At 54.9% G+C, this 19,453-nt stretch carries 20 protein-coding genes; 6 read left to right on the top strand and 14 right to left on the bottom strand.

What is annotated here, in order from left to right:
* Positions 1 to 61 precede the first annotated feature (61 nt).
* Positions 62 to 475, top strand: coding sequence for an FAD-binding oxidoreductase (locus EUZ85_RS06335; protein WP_127968500.1), 414 nt, complete (start codon positions 62 to 64; stop codon positions 473 to 475).
* 7 nt (positions 476 to 482) lie between these two features.
* Here EUZ85_RS06335 and EUZ85_RS06340 read toward each other — a convergent pair whose 3' ends face one another.
* The 8 genes from EUZ85_RS06340 to atpD form a co-directional block, all read right to left on the bottom strand.
* Positions 483 to 1,286, bottom strand: a complete 804-nt coding sequence (locus tag EUZ85_RS06340) for a FoF1 ATP synthase subunit gamma (RefSeq protein ID WP_127968501.1) — start codon at positions 1,284 to 1,286, stop codon at positions 483 to 485.
* A gap of 3 nt (positions 1,287 to 1,289) precedes the next feature.
* Positions 1,290 to 2,795 carry a F0F1 ATP synthase subunit alpha gene (locus EUZ85_RS06345; protein WP_241566973.1) on the bottom strand — a complete coding sequence of 502 codons (1,506 nt, stop codon included), beginning with the start codon at positions 2,793 to 2,795 and terminating at the stop codon, positions 1,290 to 1,292.
* Positions 2,788 to 3,516, bottom strand: coding sequence for a F0F1 ATP synthase subunit delta (locus EUZ85_RS06350; RefSeq protein WP_127968502.1), 729 nt, complete (start codon positions 3,514 to 3,516; stop codon positions 2,788 to 2,790). The genes EUZ85_RS06345 and EUZ85_RS06350 overlap by 8 nt, the downstream gene beginning before the upstream one ends.
* A gap of 27 nt (positions 3,517 to 3,543) precedes the next feature.
* Entirely contained in the window at positions 3,544 to 3,807 is a 264-nt protein-coding gene (locus tag EUZ85_RS06355) for an ATP F0F1 synthase subunit C (RefSeq protein ID WP_370454957.1), read from the bottom strand.
* Between the two features lie 8 nt (positions 3,808 to 3,815).
* Positions 3,816 to 4,520 (bottom strand): F0F1 ATP synthase subunit A, encoded by a 705-nt coding sequence (locus EUZ85_RS06360; RefSeq protein ID WP_127968504.1) that lies wholly within the window; start codon positions 4,518 to 4,520, stop codon positions 3,816 to 3,818.
* Positions 4,521 to 4,730: 210 nt separating this feature from the next.
* Positions 4,731 to 4,997, bottom strand: a complete 267-nt coding sequence (locus EUZ85_RS06365) for an AtpZ/AtpI family protein (protein WP_127968505.1) — start codon at positions 4,995 to 4,997, stop codon at positions 4,731 to 4,733.
* Between the two features lie 27 nt (positions 4,998 to 5,024).
* The gene (locus EUZ85_RS06370; protein ID WP_127968506.1) at positions 5,025 to 5,408 is read right to left on the bottom strand and encodes a hypothetical protein; all 384 of its coding nucleotides are present in this window, start codon (positions 5,406 to 5,408) and stop codon (positions 5,025 to 5,027) included.
* Complete coding sequence (gene atpD, locus EUZ85_RS06375) at positions 5,405 to 6,784, bottom strand: F0F1 ATP synthase subunit beta (protein WP_127968507.1); 1,380 nt, start codon at positions 6,782 to 6,784, stop codon at positions 5,405 to 5,407. Before atpD ends, EUZ85_RS06370 begins: the two co-directional genes overlap by 4 nt.
* A 232-nt stretch (positions 6,785 to 7,016) precedes the next feature.
* Here atpD and EUZ85_RS06380 point away from each other — a divergent pair, with 232 nt between their 5' ends.
* Positions 7,017 to 9,113: an ATP-binding protein gene (locus EUZ85_RS06380; protein ID WP_127968508.1), complete on the top strand. Its 2,097-nt coding sequence runs from the start codon at positions 7,017 to 7,019 to the stop codon at positions 9,111 to 9,113.
* Positions 9,106 to 10,464, top strand: a complete 1,359-nt coding sequence (locus tag EUZ85_RS06385; protein WP_127968509.1) for a sigma-54 dependent transcriptional regulator — start codon at positions 9,106 to 9,108, stop codon at positions 10,462 to 10,464. Before EUZ85_RS06380 ends, EUZ85_RS06385 begins: the two co-directional genes overlap by 8 nt.
* A gap of 15 nt (positions 10,465 to 10,479) precedes the next feature.
* Here the strand turns inward: EUZ85_RS06385 and EUZ85_RS06390 are convergent, their stop codons facing one another.
* From EUZ85_RS06390 to EUZ85_RS06415, 6 genes are all read right to left on the bottom strand, one after another.
* On the bottom strand, positions 10,480 to 10,857 hold the full coding sequence (locus tag EUZ85_RS06390) for a nuclear transport factor 2 family protein (RefSeq protein WP_127968510.1): 378 nt from the start codon (positions 10,855 to 10,857) through the stop codon (positions 10,480 to 10,482).
* Between the two features lie 359 nt (positions 10,858 to 11,216).
* The gene (locus EUZ85_RS06400; RefSeq protein ID WP_127968512.1) at positions 11,217 to 11,567 is read right to left on the bottom strand and encodes a hypothetical protein; all 351 of its coding nucleotides are present in this window, start codon (positions 11,565 to 11,567) and stop codon (positions 11,217 to 11,219) included.
* A 351-nt stretch (positions 11,568 to 11,918) separates the two neighbouring features.
* On the bottom strand, positions 11,919 to 12,380 hold the full coding sequence (locus EUZ85_RS31100; RefSeq protein WP_127968513.1) for a hypothetical protein: 462 nt from the start codon (positions 12,378 to 12,380) through the stop codon (positions 11,919 to 11,921).
* A gap of 504 nt (positions 12,381 to 12,884) precedes the next feature.
* Positions 12,885 to 13,469 (bottom strand): hypothetical protein, encoded by a 585-nt coding sequence (locus tag EUZ85_RS06405; RefSeq protein WP_241566974.1) that lies wholly within the window; start codon positions 13,467 to 13,469, stop codon positions 12,885 to 12,887.
* A gap of 133 nt (positions 13,470 to 13,602) precedes the next feature.
* Entirely contained in the window at positions 13,603 to 13,821 is a 219-nt protein-coding gene (locus EUZ85_RS06410) for a hypothetical protein (RefSeq protein WP_127968515.1), read from the bottom strand.
* A gap of 66 nt (positions 13,822 to 13,887) precedes the next feature.
* Positions 13,888 to 14,199, bottom strand: coding sequence for a hypothetical protein (locus tag EUZ85_RS06415; protein WP_127968516.1), 312 nt, complete (start codon positions 14,197 to 14,199; stop codon positions 13,888 to 13,890).
* Positions 14,200 to 14,472: 273 nt separating this feature from the next.
* Between EUZ85_RS06415 and EUZ85_RS06420 the strand changes: the two genes are divergently transcribed.
* The 3 genes from EUZ85_RS06420 to EUZ85_RS06430 all read left to right on the top strand — a co-directional run bounded on the left by EUZ85_RS06420 (position 14,473) and on the right by EUZ85_RS06430 (position 19,402).
* On the top strand, positions 14,473 to 15,486 hold the full coding sequence (locus tag EUZ85_RS06420; RefSeq protein WP_127968517.1) for a TAXI family TRAP transporter solute-binding subunit: 1,014 nt from the start codon (positions 14,473 to 14,475) through the stop codon (positions 15,484 to 15,486).
* A 60-nt stretch (positions 15,487 to 15,546) separates the two neighbouring features.
* Positions 15,547 to 17,634 carry a TRAP transporter fused permease subunit gene (locus EUZ85_RS06425; protein ID WP_127968518.1) on the top strand — a complete coding sequence of 696 codons (2,088 nt, stop codon included), beginning with the start codon at positions 15,547 to 15,549 and terminating at the stop codon, positions 17,632 to 17,634.
* Positions 17,635 to 17,875: 241 nt separating this feature from the next.
* Positions 17,876 to 19,402 (top strand): type VI secretion system contractile sheath domain-containing protein, encoded by a 1,527-nt coding sequence (locus EUZ85_RS06430; protein ID WP_127968519.1) that lies wholly within the window; start codon positions 17,876 to 17,878, stop codon positions 19,400 to 19,402.
* Positions 19,403 to 19,453 lie beyond the last annotated feature (51 nt).

Consider the following 19,453-nt stretch of genomic DNA (forward strand, 5'->3'; position numbering starts at 1 on the left):
TAATACGCAGGGTTCTGGCATAAGCTACGGGCAGGATTACCGGTGTTGGATCGATTGCTCTATGTTCGCCCGCAATATTGTTTTGTCGTTATTATTGCTAGCTCCCGCTTTATGCGTTGGAGAGGAGTTAAAACCTTTTATCAGCGACGGCTGCAGTCTGTTTCCCGATGGCTCGCTCAGTGAAGAAAACCTTTGGCTGGACTGTTGTTACCAACACGATCTGGCTTATTGGAGAGGCGGGACATACGAAGAGCGCATGCAAGCGGATAGAGCCTTGCAGCAATGCGTCGCCGGCGTTGGTGAGGAGAGCTTGTCATTTGTGATGGAAGCCGGTGTGCGCGTCGGCGGATCGCCATACTGGCCGACCGGTTTTCGCTGGGGATATGGCTGGCCTTATCTAAGGGGTTACAAGGCGCTCACTGGCGAAGAGACGCGTCAGGTTGAAGAAGCTTTGGAGAAACTGATCGCGCCCTAGCGCTGTGTCAGTCGGCCACGACAAATAGCAACGCCTCAATATCCTCAATAATTTCTTCCTGGCGCAGCATGTTGGTTTGCAGGGTTAGCGCATTCATACGCTCCTGTAAGTGGCGTGTTGCATATTCCAGATGACTGAGCCGTTTCCTGTTTTCCCCCAGCAACGCATCCTTGAGGCAGGATTGCAGAGAGGCGAATAGATACATGGGGATCAGTTCCAGCAACAACTCTGGCGCAGGACGATACATCATTGGCGCTATGGCCGCAGCGCCGTCTCCATGATTCCGCTTGGGGAAAAGCGGAAACCGGCAGGGATGTCCATCCTGCTCTCGATAATAGAGTATCTCCGCCTCGGTTAATGGGTAGTGCTCGCTGTGTTGGGATAGAAGGGCGACCAGTTCATCGGTGACAGACTCGACGTCCTCCGCCACGGAAGGTCCCGTGACTTGCGCCAGCACTTCAAAATCCGCGTGGGCATGGCGATATAAACGATCACCCACCAAAATGACGCCGCATGGCGCTGTCCTGATAATCTCAGTGGTTGCGTCGAGCAGACGACGGTTGATGTCGCCACAAAAACCTCGCTCTGTTCCCAGCACAATGATCAGCTTGTTCAGCGGCGTGTCAGCATTAGAATGTTGCTGCAGCTTTGCTATGGCGGCGCGCATGCGCTCGACGATGGCCAATTGCGGCGGGATCTGGCGCTGTAGCTTGCGGGTTTCCGCATAGGCGAGGGCCTTTAGCGCCGCCATGATTTTATTCAGTGTGGCGTAAAGTTCTTTCTTACCTTGCAACTGGCGTCTGCTTGGCATGGTTCAGTCGTCCGCGTTCGTTAACATTGCCTGAAGCGCCGTGGTCCAGTCTTCACGCGGCGTTTCCAGGCTCAAGCGGGTCTCCAGCCCGGACTTAATTTGCTGCAACACGCTGGGAATATCAGTGAGCCGGCGCTCGTCCAAGAAACCTTCGTTATAGGCGATCATCCAGGCCAGTTCCTGTTCCGGCGAGAAGCACTCAAAGCGATCCTGTTTTAGCAGTTCGCGAAGCAGTTGGCCGCGTTTGATGATGGTCTGCATGCCAGGGTCCAGCTTGGCGCCGAAGCGGGTGAAGATTTCCAGTTCCAAAAAGCGGGAATAGTCCAGCTTCATGCGGCCGGCTTCATGTTTGATGGCGGGATGCTGGGCTTTGCCGCCGATGCGCGATACCGAACGCCCCACGTCAATGGCGGGGCGTATGCCGGCGGCGAACAGACTACGCTCCAGATAGATCTGGCCGTCTGTAATGGAGATCAGGTTTGTGGGGATATATGCGGCGATTTCTCCCTGTTGGGTTTCCGCAATGGGCAGTGCGGTGAGGCTGCCCCCGCCTTGCTCGGGCGAAAGGCAGGTCGCCTGTTCCAGCAAACGTGCGTGTACAGAGAACACATCCCCAGGATAGGCCTCGCGCCCAGGAGGTCTGCGCAGTAATAGAGACAGTTCCCGATAGCTGCGCGCATGGCTGGAGAGATCGTCATACACCACCAGAACATGGCGCCCCTGGCGCATCCAGTGCGACGCCAGCGCCGATCCGGCGAACGGAGCCAGATACTGCAATCCCGGCGGAGAGCCGGCGTCCGCCACCACCAGTGTGGTGTAGGCGTCCGCGCCATGTCGTTGCAGCGTTTGCATGACATTCACCGCCGCGCCTCGCTTCTGTCCGATCAGCACGTAGACACAGCGAACATCTTTATCCTTCTGATGTAATACCGCATTCAGCGCGATGGAGGTGCGTCCGAGCCCTTCGTCGCCAATGATTAATTGCCGCTGCCCTCTGCCGATAGGAATCATGGCGTCGATCATGCGGATGCCGGTATAAAGCGGTTCGTGTACGAAGTCCCGTTCAACGATAGCCGGCGTTGGAGAATTCAGGTTAACCCAGGCGCCTTCATGCAAGGGCGGTTGACCATCCAGAGGTCGGCCGGAGGGATCTATTACACGGCCAAGCAGCTTGTCTTGAACCATTAATCCCAGAGGGCGACGGGTGCGATGCACCTCTTGTCCGGCGGTCAAGGAGCCGGTTTGTTGCAGAATGACGGCTCCCACCAGCTCTTCGCAAAGATCAAATACCATGCCCTGGCTGCCGTCTTCAAAATCCAGCAACTCTTCCATGCGCGCCGACGGCAGGCCCTTGATCCAGGCGACGCCATCGCCGACGGACACCAGCACGCCGCGTTCCTGTATGCGGACATCAGGGAAGTAGTCGGATATCCAGTCACGAGTGCGCTGCAGCGCGCGGTCATCTTTGTTTGGATCGCGATCTTGCATGGGGTCAGTAAGATTATTCATGATATGACTCGGCGAACCCTCTTAATTCATCCGCCAGATTCAGACCCAGCGTCCAGCCTCCTGAGGCGATTCTGACGCCGGCCAGAAGACTTGCGTCTTGTTGAAAGAGCACGGAGCGATGGTCCGTCGCCAAGGTTTGCAGCGTCTCCTGCAGGCGGCGCTGGTCGCTTTCCTGCAGTGGGTAGGCGGTGCTGATTTCAATGTCGCCGCCATTGCGCAAGCCGCTGAGTCGTTCCGGGGGCCATGCGCTGACCCGCTGACAGAACAGATTGATCAGGCGTTCCTCCAGGTGAGGGTCGGCCAGTGGCTGCAGCAATGTGGAAGCGAAGCCTGCGCCCATCTGTAAAGCCTGCTCAGTGGTCTCTCTGCGCCATTGCTGGTTCTGGCTGTCGCGAGCCGCGCGGGCTTTGTCCACCTCTTGATCCAGACGTATTCGCAATGACTCCAGCTTGCCTGCTTTTTCGCGGGCGAGTTCTTCCTGCAGTTTATGGCGGGCCTCCTGCTTCTCCTGTTCCCAGGTTTGCAGACGTTCTGTGTACTGGCGCTTGAGGGCGTCAGCCTGCTCCTGAGCGTCGCGGGCCTGATCGAGAGAGGCTTTGATGTTGGCCTGCCGCTGCTCGACGATGTTCAGCACGGGGCGGTACAGAAAGCGTTTTAATAACCACACCAGAATTATGAAATTGATAATTTCCAGGGCGACGGTGGTCCAGTCCAGTTCCACGGTATTTTCCTTCTAGGCCGGTCGGAATTATTGCGCTGGCAGCAGGTACTCCAGTAGCGGGTTGCGGAACAAGACGATCAGCACGATGACCAGCACATAGATCGCCAGGGATTCAATCATCGCCAAGCCGATGAACAGCGTGCGGGTAATCGACTTTTCCGCTTCAGGTTGTCGCGCCAAGGCGTCGAGCGCGCTGCTAATGGCTTTGCCCATGGCCAGGGCGGGCAGCATGGCGCCCAGCGCAATGCCGATTATCGCGGCGACGGTCGAGAAAGATACAAAGCTGTTCATGGTCTCCATTAGGGGGCTCCTGAGGTTGAACGTGACGAGGTCGTGACGGGGGATTCCGTTGTTTGTTGCATGGCGCCGGCGACATAGATCAACGCCAGCATGCCGAAGATGTACGCCTGCACCAGCGCTTCAATAATGTGCAGCATGAGAATAGGCACCGGCGCCAGAAAACCCGCCACCAGCAGAATCAGCAGCGCCGCCATTTCCAGGCTCATGATGTTGCCGAACAGGCGAATCGCCAGCGCTACGGTGCGGGTGATCTCGCTGATAATGTGAAACGGCAGCAGAATCGGACTGGGAGACAGGTAGTGCTTAAAGTAGCTCAAGCCGGACTGACGGACGCCGTAAGCGTGCACCGCAAAAAACACGACCAGCGCCAGGGCGGCGGTGACCGACAGGTCGCGAGTAGGTGAATGCATGCCGGGAATGACGCCAAGCAGATTGGCCACGGGAAGAAATATCCAGAAGGTTCCTATCAGCGGCAACAAGCGTCGCGCATTGCGGCTGTCGGCGTTGGCGATGGCGTTTTCCAGCGTCAGAACCACGCCTTCCAGCATGGCCTGCAGGCGTCCCGGCTGAAGGGAAAGCCTGCGCGTCATCAGAATGCTGGCGACGACCAGAACGAGCATGATCAGCCAGGTAGTGACCACTGTTTCATGGATCGCCAGAGGCCCAATATGCAGCCAAATCGGGGTGGAGACGCCGTCATTCATGGGTGTTTCCTTTGCGATGCCCTGTGTAGTTATTAATCAGGCAGACAAATAGCTTCCTTCTATTTGTCTGCAACGACAGGGCCTGCACATGTCAGGCCCTGTCTCCCGCGGCTTAACGCCGCGCAGGCGCGTCCATGCGCCTGATGATTAACATGCCAATATCATTGCCACGTTAATAAAAGAAAATCCGGGTCGGCTGACGTGCATGATTTATTCCCGTAACGCCAGATAGGCGTTGACGCCGCCAACGACAATTCCCAGCAAGATAAAGCCGACTGTCCAGCGTACGGAGTAGCCGTCACCAAGCCCGTCCAGCCAATGCCCCAGATAAGCGCCTCCAATGACAGGCAATACAAACAGAAAGCCCAGCACGCCGAGGATGCGAGTGGCCTGCATCAGCGTGGAACGTTCCCGGCCCGCCTTGTCGAGACGGGCTTTGTCCCGTTCCAGATTGTCCCGCAAGCGTTTGTATTCCATGGCTCACTGGTTCCCTCGTCAGTTATTTCAGGCGCGACTCAGTCTGCGTATCAGTTCATGTTCCAGATGTTGCAGGTGGACGTGAGAACTGGCGCGGCGCTCTTTTTCATTGGCCAGCCATTCCATTAAGCGCTGTTGGATAATGTCTGCGTCGGCGTCAATGAAAAAGCGTCGTGTGCTGAAGTAAAGCACACCTTTCTCAAACTCCAACAAGCCGCTGGTGGCCGCCAGAAACTGCACCCCCTGGCCGCGCATTAACTGACTGAGCCCGGACTCAGTCAGGGTAAGGAAGTCGGCATGGCGCGCCTGCAGGCTGAAGCCGCCGCTGGCGTCGCGACAGCGAAAGGAAACCACATCGTCAATGCGTAACTCCTGATCGCTGTCCCGAAGAATGGCGGTGAATGGCGTCATGGCGTCAACCCCTCCAGACCGCCGCGCATGTAAAACCGGTCTTCACTGACGTCGTCATAGCGCCCTGCCAAGATGCCATCGCAGTCGGAAATGGTCTGTTTCAACTCGACAGAGGCTCCGGTCATGCCGGTATGGGCGGCGGTGACGACAAAGGGCTGGGTGAGATAACGTTGCAGTTTTCTGGCTCTGGCCACGACCTGTTGGTCCTCGGCGGACAGCTCCTCCACGCCCAGCATGGCGATGATGTCCTCCAGCTCTTTATAGCGGGCGAGATGTCCGCGCACCGCTTCAGCGACAGTGTAGTGGGCGGCGCCAAGAGTATGGCGATCCAAAACCTTACTCCCTGACAGCAGCGGGTCCACGGCGGGGTACAGTCCTTTCGCCGCCTGGGTGCGGGAAAGAATCACGCTGGTGTCCAGGTGGCTGAGAATGGTGGTCACCGCCGGGTCGGTCATGTCGTCTGCGGGAACGTATACCGCTTGCACTGAGGTGATAGCTCCGTGCAGAGAAGAGGTGATGCGGTCTTCCAGCTCGGCCACTTCACTGCCCAAAGTCGGTTGATAGCCCACGGTGGCGGGCATGCGGCCCAGCAGACTGGAGACTTCCGCTCCGGCTTGTACGAATCTGAATACATTATCCATCACCAGCAGCACGTCACGGCGCAGACTGTCGCGGAAATACTCCGCATACGCCAGGGCGGATAAACTAACCCTGAAACGGACGCCAGGGGATTCATCCATTTGCCCGAACACCAGCAGTGCGCGATCCATTACGCCGGCGTCCTGCATATCCCGCCAGAGTTCATGCGCCTCGCGAATGCGCTCGCCGATCCCGGAGAATACGGAAACGCCTTGGTGAAGGTGGGCAATGGCGTGCATGAACTCCATGATCAGCACGGTTTTCCCCACGCCGGCGCCGCCGAACAGACCCGCCTTGCCGCCGCGGATAAACGGACAGAGAAGGTCGACCACTTTGATGCCGGTTGGCAGGAGGTCGCCCTGGGCTGTCAGTTCGTTAAGCGGAGCAGGCGAGTGATGGATATTGCGGTATTGATCGGTTTCTATGATGGGACCGCCATCAAGTGGTTCACCGAAGATATTCAGCAGACGTCCCAGACAGCTTTCCGCTACGGGAACATGCAGGGGCGAACCGCTGTCATACACCGGCATGCCGCGCCATAAGCCTTGTGTGCTGTGCAGCGTCACCGCCTGGAGTTCATTGGGGCTGATATGACGGTGCACTTCAAAAATGCAGGTGTCGCCATCGAGACGGGTATAAACCGCGCGTCGCAGAGGCGGCAGCTGGGGGCAGCGTATAATCGCCACCGGGCCGTGAACTTCGACAATTTCTCCAATAGGCGCAGCGTCTGCGGTCATGTGGCGAGATCCTTGTCGTGCATAATTGGTTGTTTCCTATGGAATAAAAATAATCCAGTTACAATCAGAGAGTCAAAAAAGAGTTTTTCGAGTGTAGGCGGCGGGGAGAGACCTCCGGTTGATTTGGCGCATTTTTTGGAAAACCTGACAGGATGGTAAGGTTGAGCCCTTGATTCCCACAGGTACGGAATGTCGTTAAGATGAACGCCAATAAAAACAAGTGTAGTTGACCATGTTCCCGGCTGATTCGTCCCGTCCGTCCCATCGCAAGGCGCGCCAGATCGCGTTGGCTTTTTTGTTGCTGGCGACCGTGTCCTTGAGCTTTTTCCTCTCCCGCAACCTGCTTATCAAACACAACGGCGTTGAGTCGGAGCAACTGTTGCAGGCGTTTGAAAGCGCTTTGCTGACCGCCATTGATAAGTATGTCTATTTCCCCGCTATCCTGACCGCAGACCCGAGGTTTCAGCGGATGCTGCGCCGCAATGAGCGTGACGACGAAATCTCTGAATTGCTGAATCGCTTCAATCAAGCGGCGGGTTCTGATGAGATATTCATCATGAACGCAGAGGGGCTGACCCTGGCTTCCAGTAACTATCGCGACGCCACCAGCTTTGTCGGTCATTCATACGCTTTTCGGCCTTATTATGCCGACGCCGTGGCCGGACGCACCGGGTTCTATTATGCGGTTGGCGTCACCACCGGCAAGGCGGGATTGTTTATCTCCGCGCCGATCCGGGACAACAGCGGACGTATACTCGGCGTCACTGTCGTCAAACTGGACCTGACGCCGCAACAGGCGAGTTGGTCTGCAACCGGCAACCGGATATTCCTGAGCGGACCCAACGATATTGTCTTCCTGGCGTCTGATCCGGCTGCGCTGTATCGCGCATTGAGGCCGTTAGAGCAAAGGGTGATGGCGGAGCTCAAGGTCACCAAGCAATACGGCTCTGCGGAATCGAAGCCATTGCCGGCGGAAACGGACGCATGGTCTGACGCGCCGATTGTGGACGTGGACGGCGTTCGTTTGCTGCTGTATTCGCGTCAGGTCGTCGGTCAGCCCTGGCGGATGCACCGGGCGTTGCCGGTGGCGGATGTGAATACCATGGCGGCTCTGATCTCCGCCGCGTGCGGCGGCGCCGTATTGTTGCTGATCGTGCTCGCCCTGTATTACCGTGAAGCGCGCCAGAAACGCCGTACGGAACACCGGCTCTTGAAAGTGATTGAAGAGAGCGACGCGCATCAACGCGCCATCATCCAGAACACGGACGCGGGATTGATGACCCTCAACGAACGTTTTGAAATACGCGAGATGAACCAGAAAGCAGCGGAGCTTTTCGGCGTGGAAGCGCAGGAGCAAGGCGCGTCCCTGGACCCGACGCGCCTGCTGTCGCCCTGGATTAATGCGCCAGACGGTGAAGTCAGAGAAGCGGAAGGCTATCGCCCCGGTTGCGCTTCATTCCCCATCCTGTATTGCGTCAGTCTGATTCGTACTGGGCCGGATCGGGAGTACTTGCTGACGGTTCACGACGTCAGTGAACTGAAAGCGGCGCAGGCGTCTTTGCTGCAGGCCAACGAAGAGCTTGAAGCGAGGGTGGAGGAGCGTACCCAGGCGCTGCGTACGACTCAGGAAGCATTGATGCAGGAGCGCAAACTGGCGGCGATGGGGCGGATGTCCGCCGCCATTGCCCATGAGCTGAACCAGCCGCTGACGGCGTTGGTCAGCTATGTGGCCATGGGACGGTTGTATCTAGAGCAGGAACAAAAAGACAAAAGCGCCGCTACTCTGGATAAAATGGATGCGCTGGTGCAACGCATCGCCAGAATTTCCTCACAGCTCAAGTCGTTTGCCGGCATTCGCTCCGTCGACATACGGCCAACTGCTTTGCAGGCGGTCATGCGTTATGTGGAGGAGGTGCTGGAGCATAAACTCAGTCAGCAGCGGTCTATCATTCGTACACAGATTCCCGAAGGACTTCAGGTCATTGCGGATCAGCATATGCTGGAGCAAGTGATGATCAACTTGCTTGATAACGCCATTGCTGCGGTGAAGTCCGCCGTGCAACCGGAAATTTTCGTTGCGGCGGAGCCACGCGGCGATAAGGTTATGATATCTGTTCGCGACAATGGCGAAGGGATGGATGAAGAGCGCATGCGACATCTGTTCGATCCGTTCTTCACCACCAAGACAGGAAGTGAGGGGTTGGGCCTGGGATTGGCGATCAGTTATAACCTGCTGCAGGACATGCATGGGGAGATAACCGTTACCAGTACACCGGGTGAAGGCAGCGAATTCACCCTTAGCTTACCGGCAGTAAAACAACATGACTAAATTGGTTTATATCATCGACGACGATAGCTCCGTCAGGGAAGCGTTGGAAGAGTGGCTGGCGCTGGCTGGCCTGGAGGCCAGGGGGTGGGCGTCCGCCGAAGCAGCCTTGCAGACCATTGATGAGCACTTCGCCGGTGTGGTGGTGTCTGACGTCAAAATGCCTGGTATGGACGGCATGGCGCTACTGCAGAAAATGCCGAAAAATATTCCTGTGCTGCTGATTACCGGCCATGGCGATATCGCCATGGCGGTTGAGGCGATGAAACAGGGCGCTTATGACTTTATCGAAAAGCCGTTTCAGCCCACTCATCTGGTGGATGCTATCAAACGGGCCTGCCGGCAGCGTTCTTTGTTATTGGAGAATGAGCGTTTACGCAAAGCATTGGCGTCGCAGCAGGGGCTGGAATCGATTCTTATCGGGGACTCGCCGGGCATCAAACGACTGCGTCGACATGTCCATGAACTGGCGCAGTTGGATGTGGACGTGTTGATCCATGGTGAAACCGGCGTCGGCAAAGAGCTGGTGGCTCGATGCTTACATGACTTCGGCAAGCGCGTGAAACACCCTTTTGTCGCCCTGAATGTGGCGGCGATTCCAGAAAACCTGTTTGAAAGTGAATTGTTTGGGCATACCGCGGGCGCCTTCACTGGCGCGCAGAAAGCTCAGGCGGGTAAGTTCGAATACGCCAACAAGGGCACGCTGTTTCTGGATGAAGTGGAAAGCATGCCGCTGCATTTTCAGGTGAAGGTGCTGCGCGCTCTGCAGGAACGGGAAGTGGTTCGGCTTGGTTCGCATCAGGCGGTGGCGCTGGATGTGCGTGTGGTGGCGGCGACCAAGGAGGACCTGAAAAAAGCGGGGGATGAAGGCCGTTTCCGCAGTGACCTTTATTACCGGTTGATGGTGGCGGAGTTGCGCATTCCTCCGTTACGGGAGCGACGTGAGGATATTGCATTATTGTTCGCGCATTTCCTGAAGCTGGCGGCGCAAAAACACGGTAAAGAGGCGCCCGAACTGCGCGGCGATGACTGGATCGCCCTCGAAGGCCATAACTGGCCAGGCAATGTGCGGGAACTCAAGAATCTGGCCGAGCGCTATCTTTTACGCAGCCAGTTCAGCGACGAATCCATCCGGGAGGTGCTCTCCGGCGAAAAACTGGACTCGTCCAGCCCGTCGGACCAATCTCTGGCGTCCCGCGTTGCGGAATATGAAAAAGCAGTTATCAGCGCGGAACTGACCGCTCAAAAAGGCAATATCAACCAGGTGATGGAAGAACTGGACCTGCCCCGCCGCACACTGAATCAGAAGATGCAGCGTTATGGACTGCGGCGGGAGGATTTTTTGGGAGGGTAAGCGGACTCGGCAAGATCAGTTGTCGATATCCACCCACTTTTTACGCCACTCATGCGGCGCAAAGTCATCTGGCCAGTACTCAACCTGCTTGACGATCAAACCGTCTCGAACAGTACTGAAGGTGAGGGCGCGTCCTGTTATCACACCATCCGTAACAGACACATCCGTCACCACTTGGTCTCCTTCGCTCAGGATGTGATTAAGCGTAAAACGCCACTCGCCCTGTGCGGGATAATGGGCGTTGATCAGAACAAAATTCTCACGCCCCCGAATGACTTCCCCAGATTGCGGCCAATGGCAGACATAATCCTCTGACAACATCTCGCTGGCCTTGTGGAAGTCATTGGTTTGCATGAGCTGCCAGTACCTTTCAAGGGTAGACTTGGGCTCCATATTACTCACTTGAAAAATTAGCTTTACATAGTTATATGACTAAGAAACTGTATAATTAACTTCAACTCCCCCACCTATAACAGCAAGTACTATACTGCCTAACATTAAGTAAAGGGGGGTTCTCATTTCAGGTTCATAAATAGCGAATATGCCTTGTGCTATAGGCGGAAAAAAGAAGTTTAGCAAAAGGCATACGAATGATACTTGAAATCCTTTTATTAACGACATTATGTAGCCAATAATGAAAATAATTGCTGCGATTGTTTCCATGGTGTTTACTGCGACTCATGTAATTTAGGTGATACTGGTTTTTTCTCAAATGTTTTGGCGTGTGAGGATAATGATAATATATCCCACCATTACTTAGGAGGAACTATACAGTCCATCATCCTCATTCCATACTTGCGAAAATCCTCTTTGCTGCCAATCATGTCCGGCATATCCTTTCCGATGCGGCTTCTACACATACTTTCAAAGCTCTTTGCGCGCTCCATACAGCTTGCATAATTTGGTGAGTGCTCATCCATGTTGTTGACTTCTAGACAAAGTCCTTCTTTCTGTGCAGACATCAAGTCAAGCAGTTCTTCTTTAGTTACGGGGTTCTCTGCAAGATTGCTGAAGCGGTTAGGGTGAGGCTGCGTAGAGGCTTGATTGTTATGCCAATAATAATATCCGGCCGCGATAGTTAGAATGGCAAGAAGGTACTTCATATATGAATCCTGGTACTACAATGCTATAAAAATAAAAGATTTAGCGAACACGGGGTACTATCAAAGATGGTGGTGCGAGAAGAGAGATGTATGAGGGCTAACTCATGGAATCCTGCATGCCAACGCATCCGTGCCAAGTTGTCAGCATTATAAGTATCAGAACCTGGAAGGCAATATTCTGTCGAGATAATGACCGAATTATGTTGCAGTAAACGGGATGAACTGTGCGCTTGGTCTCAACATGGCGTTGCCTACAGGGCTGCGTTTAACGCTATTCTGAATGTATCTCGTTATCTATGCACTTTCGAATTTGATGTCCATAAGGAACCGGGGTATCACGCGAATTTCAGATCAGCCCCTTCTGAGAGTCGTGCTCCTGATTCCACGCTTTTTTCGAGTAAGCATAATCAGGAAACAAGCCGCAATAACTAACAATCCGAACTTCAGGCTAAACAAAATAGACACGCCTATCCCAAAAACAATGGAGGCGCCGGCATATACCGGACTTTCCTGTCTTCGTCTCGCCAGGAACGCAAAAAGTATGGCGGCGAGGGCGCATGAAAACGCTATGCCGTAATTGATCTGTACGGCTAACTCTTCGGTAAGTGAAAAGCCGCCAGCGATAAAAGCAGGCTCCGCGACAGGAGGCGCGATAGAGAATGCAGACAAAATATGGGCGTAGAACTGTGCGAAGAAAACATCATACTGTTCGTTAATAGACCAATAATATTGGGTGACTCCCAGCAGAAGTACGCCTAGCGCGGCGAGAATTACGCCTGTTCCGGCTATCTTGCTGTGTCTATTTGGCTGCATACGTTATCCAATCTCAATAATTCATCATGGCCACAGCGGATTGTGTGGATCTATCTGCGTAACAAATCCTACTTACTCAGACTTCGTAAACCTGTTTCTTAACGATTTGATATATCTAAACAACGCTGATCCCGTCTTAACGAGCACGAGAGCGGCAAGGAGGTTGCCCACCAGAGAAAGAGGACTGACCAGCGTTGTGTGAATCTTTTCAATCTCGCCAATGGGGATAAGATACCAGTCAATGTCCTCATGGGATGGAAATACCAACGGAAAAGGAAGGCCGTAAGCGGTTCCGCCCATGCAGAATTCCCATGGAATGGCTGACAAAAGGAGCGTCACTACAAGCGTCATTTGTAATGGCCTGGATATGCGCACTGGCGATGTGTCCTGATGTGAAGATGCAAGGCGGGCATTATCGGGGCGGTCAAGCTGGTGTGCAACCAGGCGCGCGGCGCGATCCACGCCATAAATTGAATGGGATGGATCGCGTGGTGATAAAGTCGCTTAGAACGTGACGGCGCGTTCGTTCATGGGATACAGCGCGCCTTTATCGATGATGGCGACGCGGGTGGGACTAACGGAGAAAGCGCCTTGATAGCCGGTCACCTTAACCTTGGGAAAGCTCTGCTTCATCGCGTCTTTCAAGCGGCTGGCCCAGGGCGCCATTTGCCCTTCGTAACCGCCGCCGCAGGCGCAAACGTGCAGGTTGACAAAGGTGCTGGGCAGCCCTTCTTTGGTCAGCGTGGAGGTGAGCTGATCCGGCGTATAACTTTTCCACTCGCCGCCTTCCCAGGTGTCGTTGCCGTTAACGTTGACTCTTTTCTGTTTGTTTTTCCCCATGTTGCGCTCCGAGCCGATGGTCAGAGCGTCAGCGGCTCCAGTGCCGTGGGTGACGACATAGAGCGTGTCGTCCTTGGTGAGCTTACTGAGACACTTGTCAATCCAGCGATACATCGCTTTGCCTTTGCCTGAAACGCACTTGTTGGCCAGTATCTGATTGACTGGGATGCCCTTCGCTTTCGCGAATCTCTCCGCGAATTCGCTCATTTCGTCACTGTTTACAGGGATATAGATGTATTCACTTGCCATGGTGTTAGCCTTCTTGGTGATGATTGCGTCGCCGCTCAGAATTAGTGATAGATATTCATAACTCTGAAAGCGCTCACCTATTAGGAAGGCCGTCGCCTGAAATAAGGAAAGAATGTGCAAATGCAAGAGGTGCTTAAGGCTTCTGTTTCGCCAGCTCTTTTCTGCGCCTTTCGTAATCGTCGTAACTCTCGTTCGCCTGCCTCATGCAGGCTTCATACTGCGATTGTTCAATGTACTTTTCGCACTGTTGTCTCTGGTTTTCCCGCATTGCGTAATAGGCCTGCTCGGTCGAGCAGGACTGGGCTAGCAGTGCGCCGCTGACGATAAGCAGAAGTTGGGTGGCTCTATGCATGTTCATCTCCCTTTATTTTTGGCCTTGTGACCCAGATTGAGCTTGTCGGATATGACTTCTGGCTCGCTAGTTTTTCGGTCTGTATTTATCCATCACCTGATCAAGTCTGTCGTTGGTGATCTCAGGGTTGGCTTGTTGCAGGCAGGGTAAGAGCACAGATTTATTCATACGCTCTCTGGCCTTTGTGGGCGTTTGCCCCTGTGGAACCGGGTGGACGTCGTTGAAGCAGGCGACGAATTGGTCCGGTGTTACGCCTAATTCCCGGCTGATATCAGCGACCGGGCGCTTGGGGTCGTTTTTCAGCATGGGGGCTTCCGCGGCCAGGGTCGGCAATGCGAATAGGCAGAGTGTGAGCGCCAGAATGCGTTGGTTCGACATGGGAAAGGTCTCCTCATTCAACGTTCTATTACAGCTTGTATGCACGGATGGTGTCGCTACGGTTTTCAAGCATAAAGCCACATTCATTGGTCGATAAGCAAAATTTTGCCTATAAAGTTTTAGCGGTAAGCCAAAATTAGCTTATGGCGCTTTTTGTATTTTAGTTGGTTTCTTTATAAATCAGTGAGTTGTGCAAAGGCGGTAAGCGGCATGACCTTTGCGAAGCATTTGAACGCCTGTGACTTAAAAAAATAAAACTTTGAGGTATTCAGTATGAATCGGTATATCCGACTAATCTCTCTCACTCTTTCCGTTCTGTCTTTTTCTGTGTTCTCTTCCGGCCTGCGCGCCGCCGAGGAGAAGAATTACATCATGGCGACCGCCAGCACAGGAGGCACTTATTATCCTGTGGGCGTGGCGATCGCCACCCTGACCAAAGTGAAGCTGCAGCCCACCCACAAAATCGGCATCTCCGCCATCAGCTCCGCAGGGTCAGCGGAAAACATCAAATTGATGCGGGATAACGAAGCGCAGTTTTCCATCTTGCAGGGGCTTTTCGGCAAATATGCGTGGGAAGGCTCCGGTGTGTTCGCCAATGAGGGCAAGCAGCGCAATATCCGCTCCATCACCATGCTGTGGCAGAACGTCGAGCATTTCGTGTTGGATAACAAATACGTCAAAACCGGCACCATCAGCGACTTGGTTAACGCCAAGGGCGAACGCCTGGCTCTGGGCTCCAAGAACTCCGGCACCATTGAGTCCAACCGTACTATCCTGGCTAACTTCGGTCTGGACCTGGATAAAGACTTCGACCTGCTATACGCCGGATACGGTCCCAGCAGCCAGGCGCTGCAAGATGGTAAAGTCGTGGGTATGGGCACGCCTGCCGGCGTTCCGGTGGGTGCGGTGATTAACGCCTTCGCGCAGCGTTCCGACATTACCTTGCTGTCGTTCACGCCAGAGCAAATCCAGCAGGCGGACAATGGCTTTGATCTGTGGACGCCTTTCACGGTGAAAGCTGGCGTGTATCCTGGCGTGAACAAAGATATCGTTACTATCGCCCAGCCTAACTTCCTGGCGGTGCGTGATGATATTGATGAGGAAACCGTGTATCTGCTTACCAAAGCAATCTATGAAAATCTGCCTTTCCTGAACAGCATCCATAAAGCCACCAGTGATATGGCGCTGGAGAAAGCGATCGCAGGCCTGCCAATTCCATTGCACCCTGGCGCGATCCGCTATTACAAAGAACAAGGACTGAATATTCCTGACCGGCTGATGAGATAACAGCCTCCATACCTGAGTCACATCGGGGGATGCGTCCCCCGCTTACTTTGGAGATTTGTAATGAGTCAGTCTGCGACGGAGTGGAGTCAGCTCCGTGACAGCCGCATGTTTTTTTATGTGGCCGTCGTTGTATCCCTGATCCATATCGTTATCAACATGACCGGCTGGATCAGCGGTTTCTGGCCTAACGTCATTCATTTCATTGGATTCGCCTGGCTGTGCGTGGGCTGGTATGTCTCCAAAGACGCCAGCAAAACGTTGAAAGCGTTCAACTATGCCTTGGCTGCGGCCGCAACGGCGGCGACGCTTTGGCTGTTTTTCAGCGAGGACATTATTTATGAGCGCGGTCTTCATTTAAGCTGGGCGGACTGGCTGGCCGGGTGCGTGGTGGTGCTGTCTTCGCTGGAGCTGACCCGGCGCATGGCGGGTTGGCTGATACCCACGCTGATTATCATCGCGCTGGGCTATGTCGCATGGTGGGGGCAGTACCTTCCCGGAGTATTCCGCTTCAGCGGGCTGAGCCTTGAAACTATCATGTTTCGCAGTCTTTTCGGCGATGACGGTATGTTTGGAAGCATCGCGACGATTTCTTCCAGCTTCGTGATGATGTTCATCCTGTTTGGCGCTTTCCTGGTGCGCTCGGGCGCCGGAGATTTCATCATCGATCTGGCCAAACGCTCCGCAGGCAAGATGCACGGTGGACCGGGTTTGATTGCCGTTATCGCCTCCGGTCTAACGGGCACTATTTCTGGCTCAGCGGTGGCCAATACCGCCTCAACCGGCGTCATCACCATTCCTTTGATGAAAAAGGCGGGGTATTCGCCGCGCTTTTCCGCTGGCGTCGAAGCCGCCGCCTCTACCGGAGGGCAACTCATGCCGCCGATCATGGGCGCCGGGGCGTTTGTCATGGCTAACTACACTCAGATTCCTTACACGGACATTGTGGTCGTGTCGTTTCTGCCAGCGTTGCTGTATTTCCTGACTATCGCGGCTTTTGTACGTCTCCAGGCTAAGAAAGAAGGCCTCAAACCGATTGAGGAAGATAACCCAGAGCCATTGTCAGTATTGATGAAGCGGGGCGGCTACTCATTTCTTATACCCATCATTTTGTTGATTGGTCTGCTTATATGGGGATTGAGTCCCACTTACGCGGCGGGCTTTGCGATTCTGGCGGTGATTGCGTCGTCCTGGCTGACGCCGAATCGCATGGGTGTGGCGGCGATCTGCGAAGCGCTGGCGTTGGGGGCCAAGAATATGGTGATGACTGCGCTGTTACTGATCAGCGTGGGGCTGATCGTCAACGTGGTGGCCACGACCGGCATTGGCAATACTTTCTCATTCATGATCGTGCAATGGGCGGGGGGGCAATTGTGGATCGCCATCGTGCTGATCGCCCTGGCTTCGCTGGTGTTGGGCATGGGACTGCCGGTGACGGCGGCCTACATCATGGTGGCGACGATCGCTGCGCCTGCGTTGCAGCAACTGATTCTGCAAAACCAGTTGGTGGATTTGCTGGTGGCCGGGCAGCTGCCTGAGACTGCGCGAGTGACGTTGCAGTTCATGGCGGGCGTGACGGACGTCGATCTCAGCCAGCCCATTCCTTACGATCAAGCCGCCGCGCTGGTGGGAGGCATCAGTCGGGATATCCTGCCGACGCTGTTGGATGTGGCGATTGCGCCGGAAATGATTACCCTGGCGCTGTTATCCGCGCACATGATCATCTTCTGGCTGTCTCAGGACAGTAACGTTACGCCGCCCGTCTGTCTGACGGCTTTTACGGCGGCGGCCATCGCCAAGACCTCACCGATGTCAGCCGGGCTGTCCGCCTGGAGCCTGGCGAAAGCCTTGTATATCGTTCCGTTCCTGTTCGCCTATACGCCGTTTCTGAGCGGTGACTGGGGCGAGGCGCTGCAGATCTTCGTGTTCTCGGCATTTGGTTTATACGCTTTCGCCGGCGTGTTTGTGGGGTGGCTGGGACAGGCGTTGAACCCAATTATGCGTTTGCTGGTTTGCGCCGCTGCGCTGTTGCTGCTGTGGCCGCTCTCGCTTTGGTGGCATCTCGGCGGCCTTGGCATGTTAATCGCACTGCGTTTATTTAATCGTTCGCGCTCCCCATCAGGAGGGGCGCCGCTTCGACAGGCGCAGTAATCCCTGAGCGGTTTACGCAGTCAGGGAAGGCATTCGCTACTTTCACACTAAGCCACGGACGGCTTCATTTCTCCGGCGCCGGAGAGTCTCCCGTTTCAACGCTTTTACTCTTTTTCACGACGCTGTATTCTCGACCGATTCAATTTGTATGACAGCAGACGCTGGCGCGGCTGCTTTGCATAAAATATGGCGTCTACACTCTCCTCCAATGTGAGGCGCGACAACCTCAAGGGAAGCTCATATGTCCAGAACAACCATCAGTACGGGCGAAATTCAGTTTAAAACCAAAAATGCCGGCGACAAGAAAGCGACGCCACCCAATCAACCCTGTCACATCGTGGTATTGGGGGATTTCAGCGGCCGCGGACATCGTGGCGTGCATGAACCGGAGACACTGGCGAAGCGCAAAGTGATTGAAGTGGACCGGGATAATTTTGATGACGTTTTCGAGCAGCTGAAGGTGGAACTGGATATTCCCGTTATTGATGACGTCATTCGTTTTCGCGAGCTGGACGATATGCATCCCGATTACATCTATGACCGCACCGCGCTGTTTGAGAAGTTCAAAAGCCTGAAGCGTCGCCTCAAGAGTAACGATTCCTTCCAGGCGGCGGCGGACGAAATTCGTGGGTGGAGCGGCTCCGCATCGCAAGCGGAAACGCCTGTTGCGGAGGCTAAGCCGTCTGGAGCGGGCGGCTCCAGCGACAGCGGGTCTCTGTTGGAAAGCCTGTTGGACAGCACATCTGGTGTTCAGCGTTCCAGTAACGCTTTTGACGTGCGCACGCTGGTGCAGGAAATCTTCGCGCCCTATGTGAGCCAGGGACCAGATCCACGCCAGCAGGAAATGCTGGAGGCTGTGGATCAGGCCGCCAGCGATCTGATGCGCAAAATCATGCATCACAGCGCTTTCCATGGATTGGAGGCGAGCTGGCGCGGGCTGTATTTGCTGGTGCGCCGGCTGGAGACGGATGCAAACCTGCGCATTTTCATCGTTGATGCGACGCGACAGGAGCTGATTGCTGACGCTAATTCCGCAGAATCCATTGACGAGACGGGTCTATACAAATTACTGGTGGAGAAGCGCAGCGCCAGCGGCGCCACGCCATTCAGCATGATCCTCGCCGATTATGCCTTTGGGCCGGAAACGGAAGCTGTGAACTTCCTGTCCACTCTGGCGGGTTCCGCTCATGTCGTAGGCGCTGCGGCGTTGACCGGCGGCTCCGCCATGCTGGCGGGATGCGGCGATCTGGCGGCGACCCCTGACCCGGATGACTGGAGCGACGCCGTCGATGCGGAATTCTCTGAACACTGGAAAACGGTGAGGGAACAGGTTTGCGCAGGCAGCCTGGCGCTGGTGGCGCCGCGGGTATTGCTGCGTATGCCTTACGGCAAGCGCACCTCCCGCACGGAGCGCTTTGATTTTGAAGAACTGCCGGAGCGTAATCGTCACGCTTTCTATCTGTGGGGGAACGGCGCCTGGCTGGCGGTGATGCTGCTGGCGCAACACTACACGGATTTCGGCTGGAGATTTACTCCGGGTAAAAAGCAACAGGTGGACCGATTGCCTTTGCACATATACAGCGAAGATGGAGAATCTGTAGTGACGCCCTGCGCCGAGATCAACATCACTGATTCTGCGGTAAGAGCATTCAGCCAGGCAGGTCTTATGGCGGTGCGCTCCATCGTGGGCAAAGACAGTGTATTGATACCCAATTTCCGTTCAATTTCAGCAGTAAATCCCGATCTTAACGGCCCCTGGAGCGAGTGAGCTGATGATTTTCTGACGACATTGAAAGGGAGCTCAGGCTCCCTCTCGGTC

Source organism: Hahella sp. KA22 (genome assembly GCF_004135205.1).
GTDB lineage: Bacteria > Pseudomonadota > Gammaproteobacteria > Pseudomonadales > Oleiphilaceae > Hahella.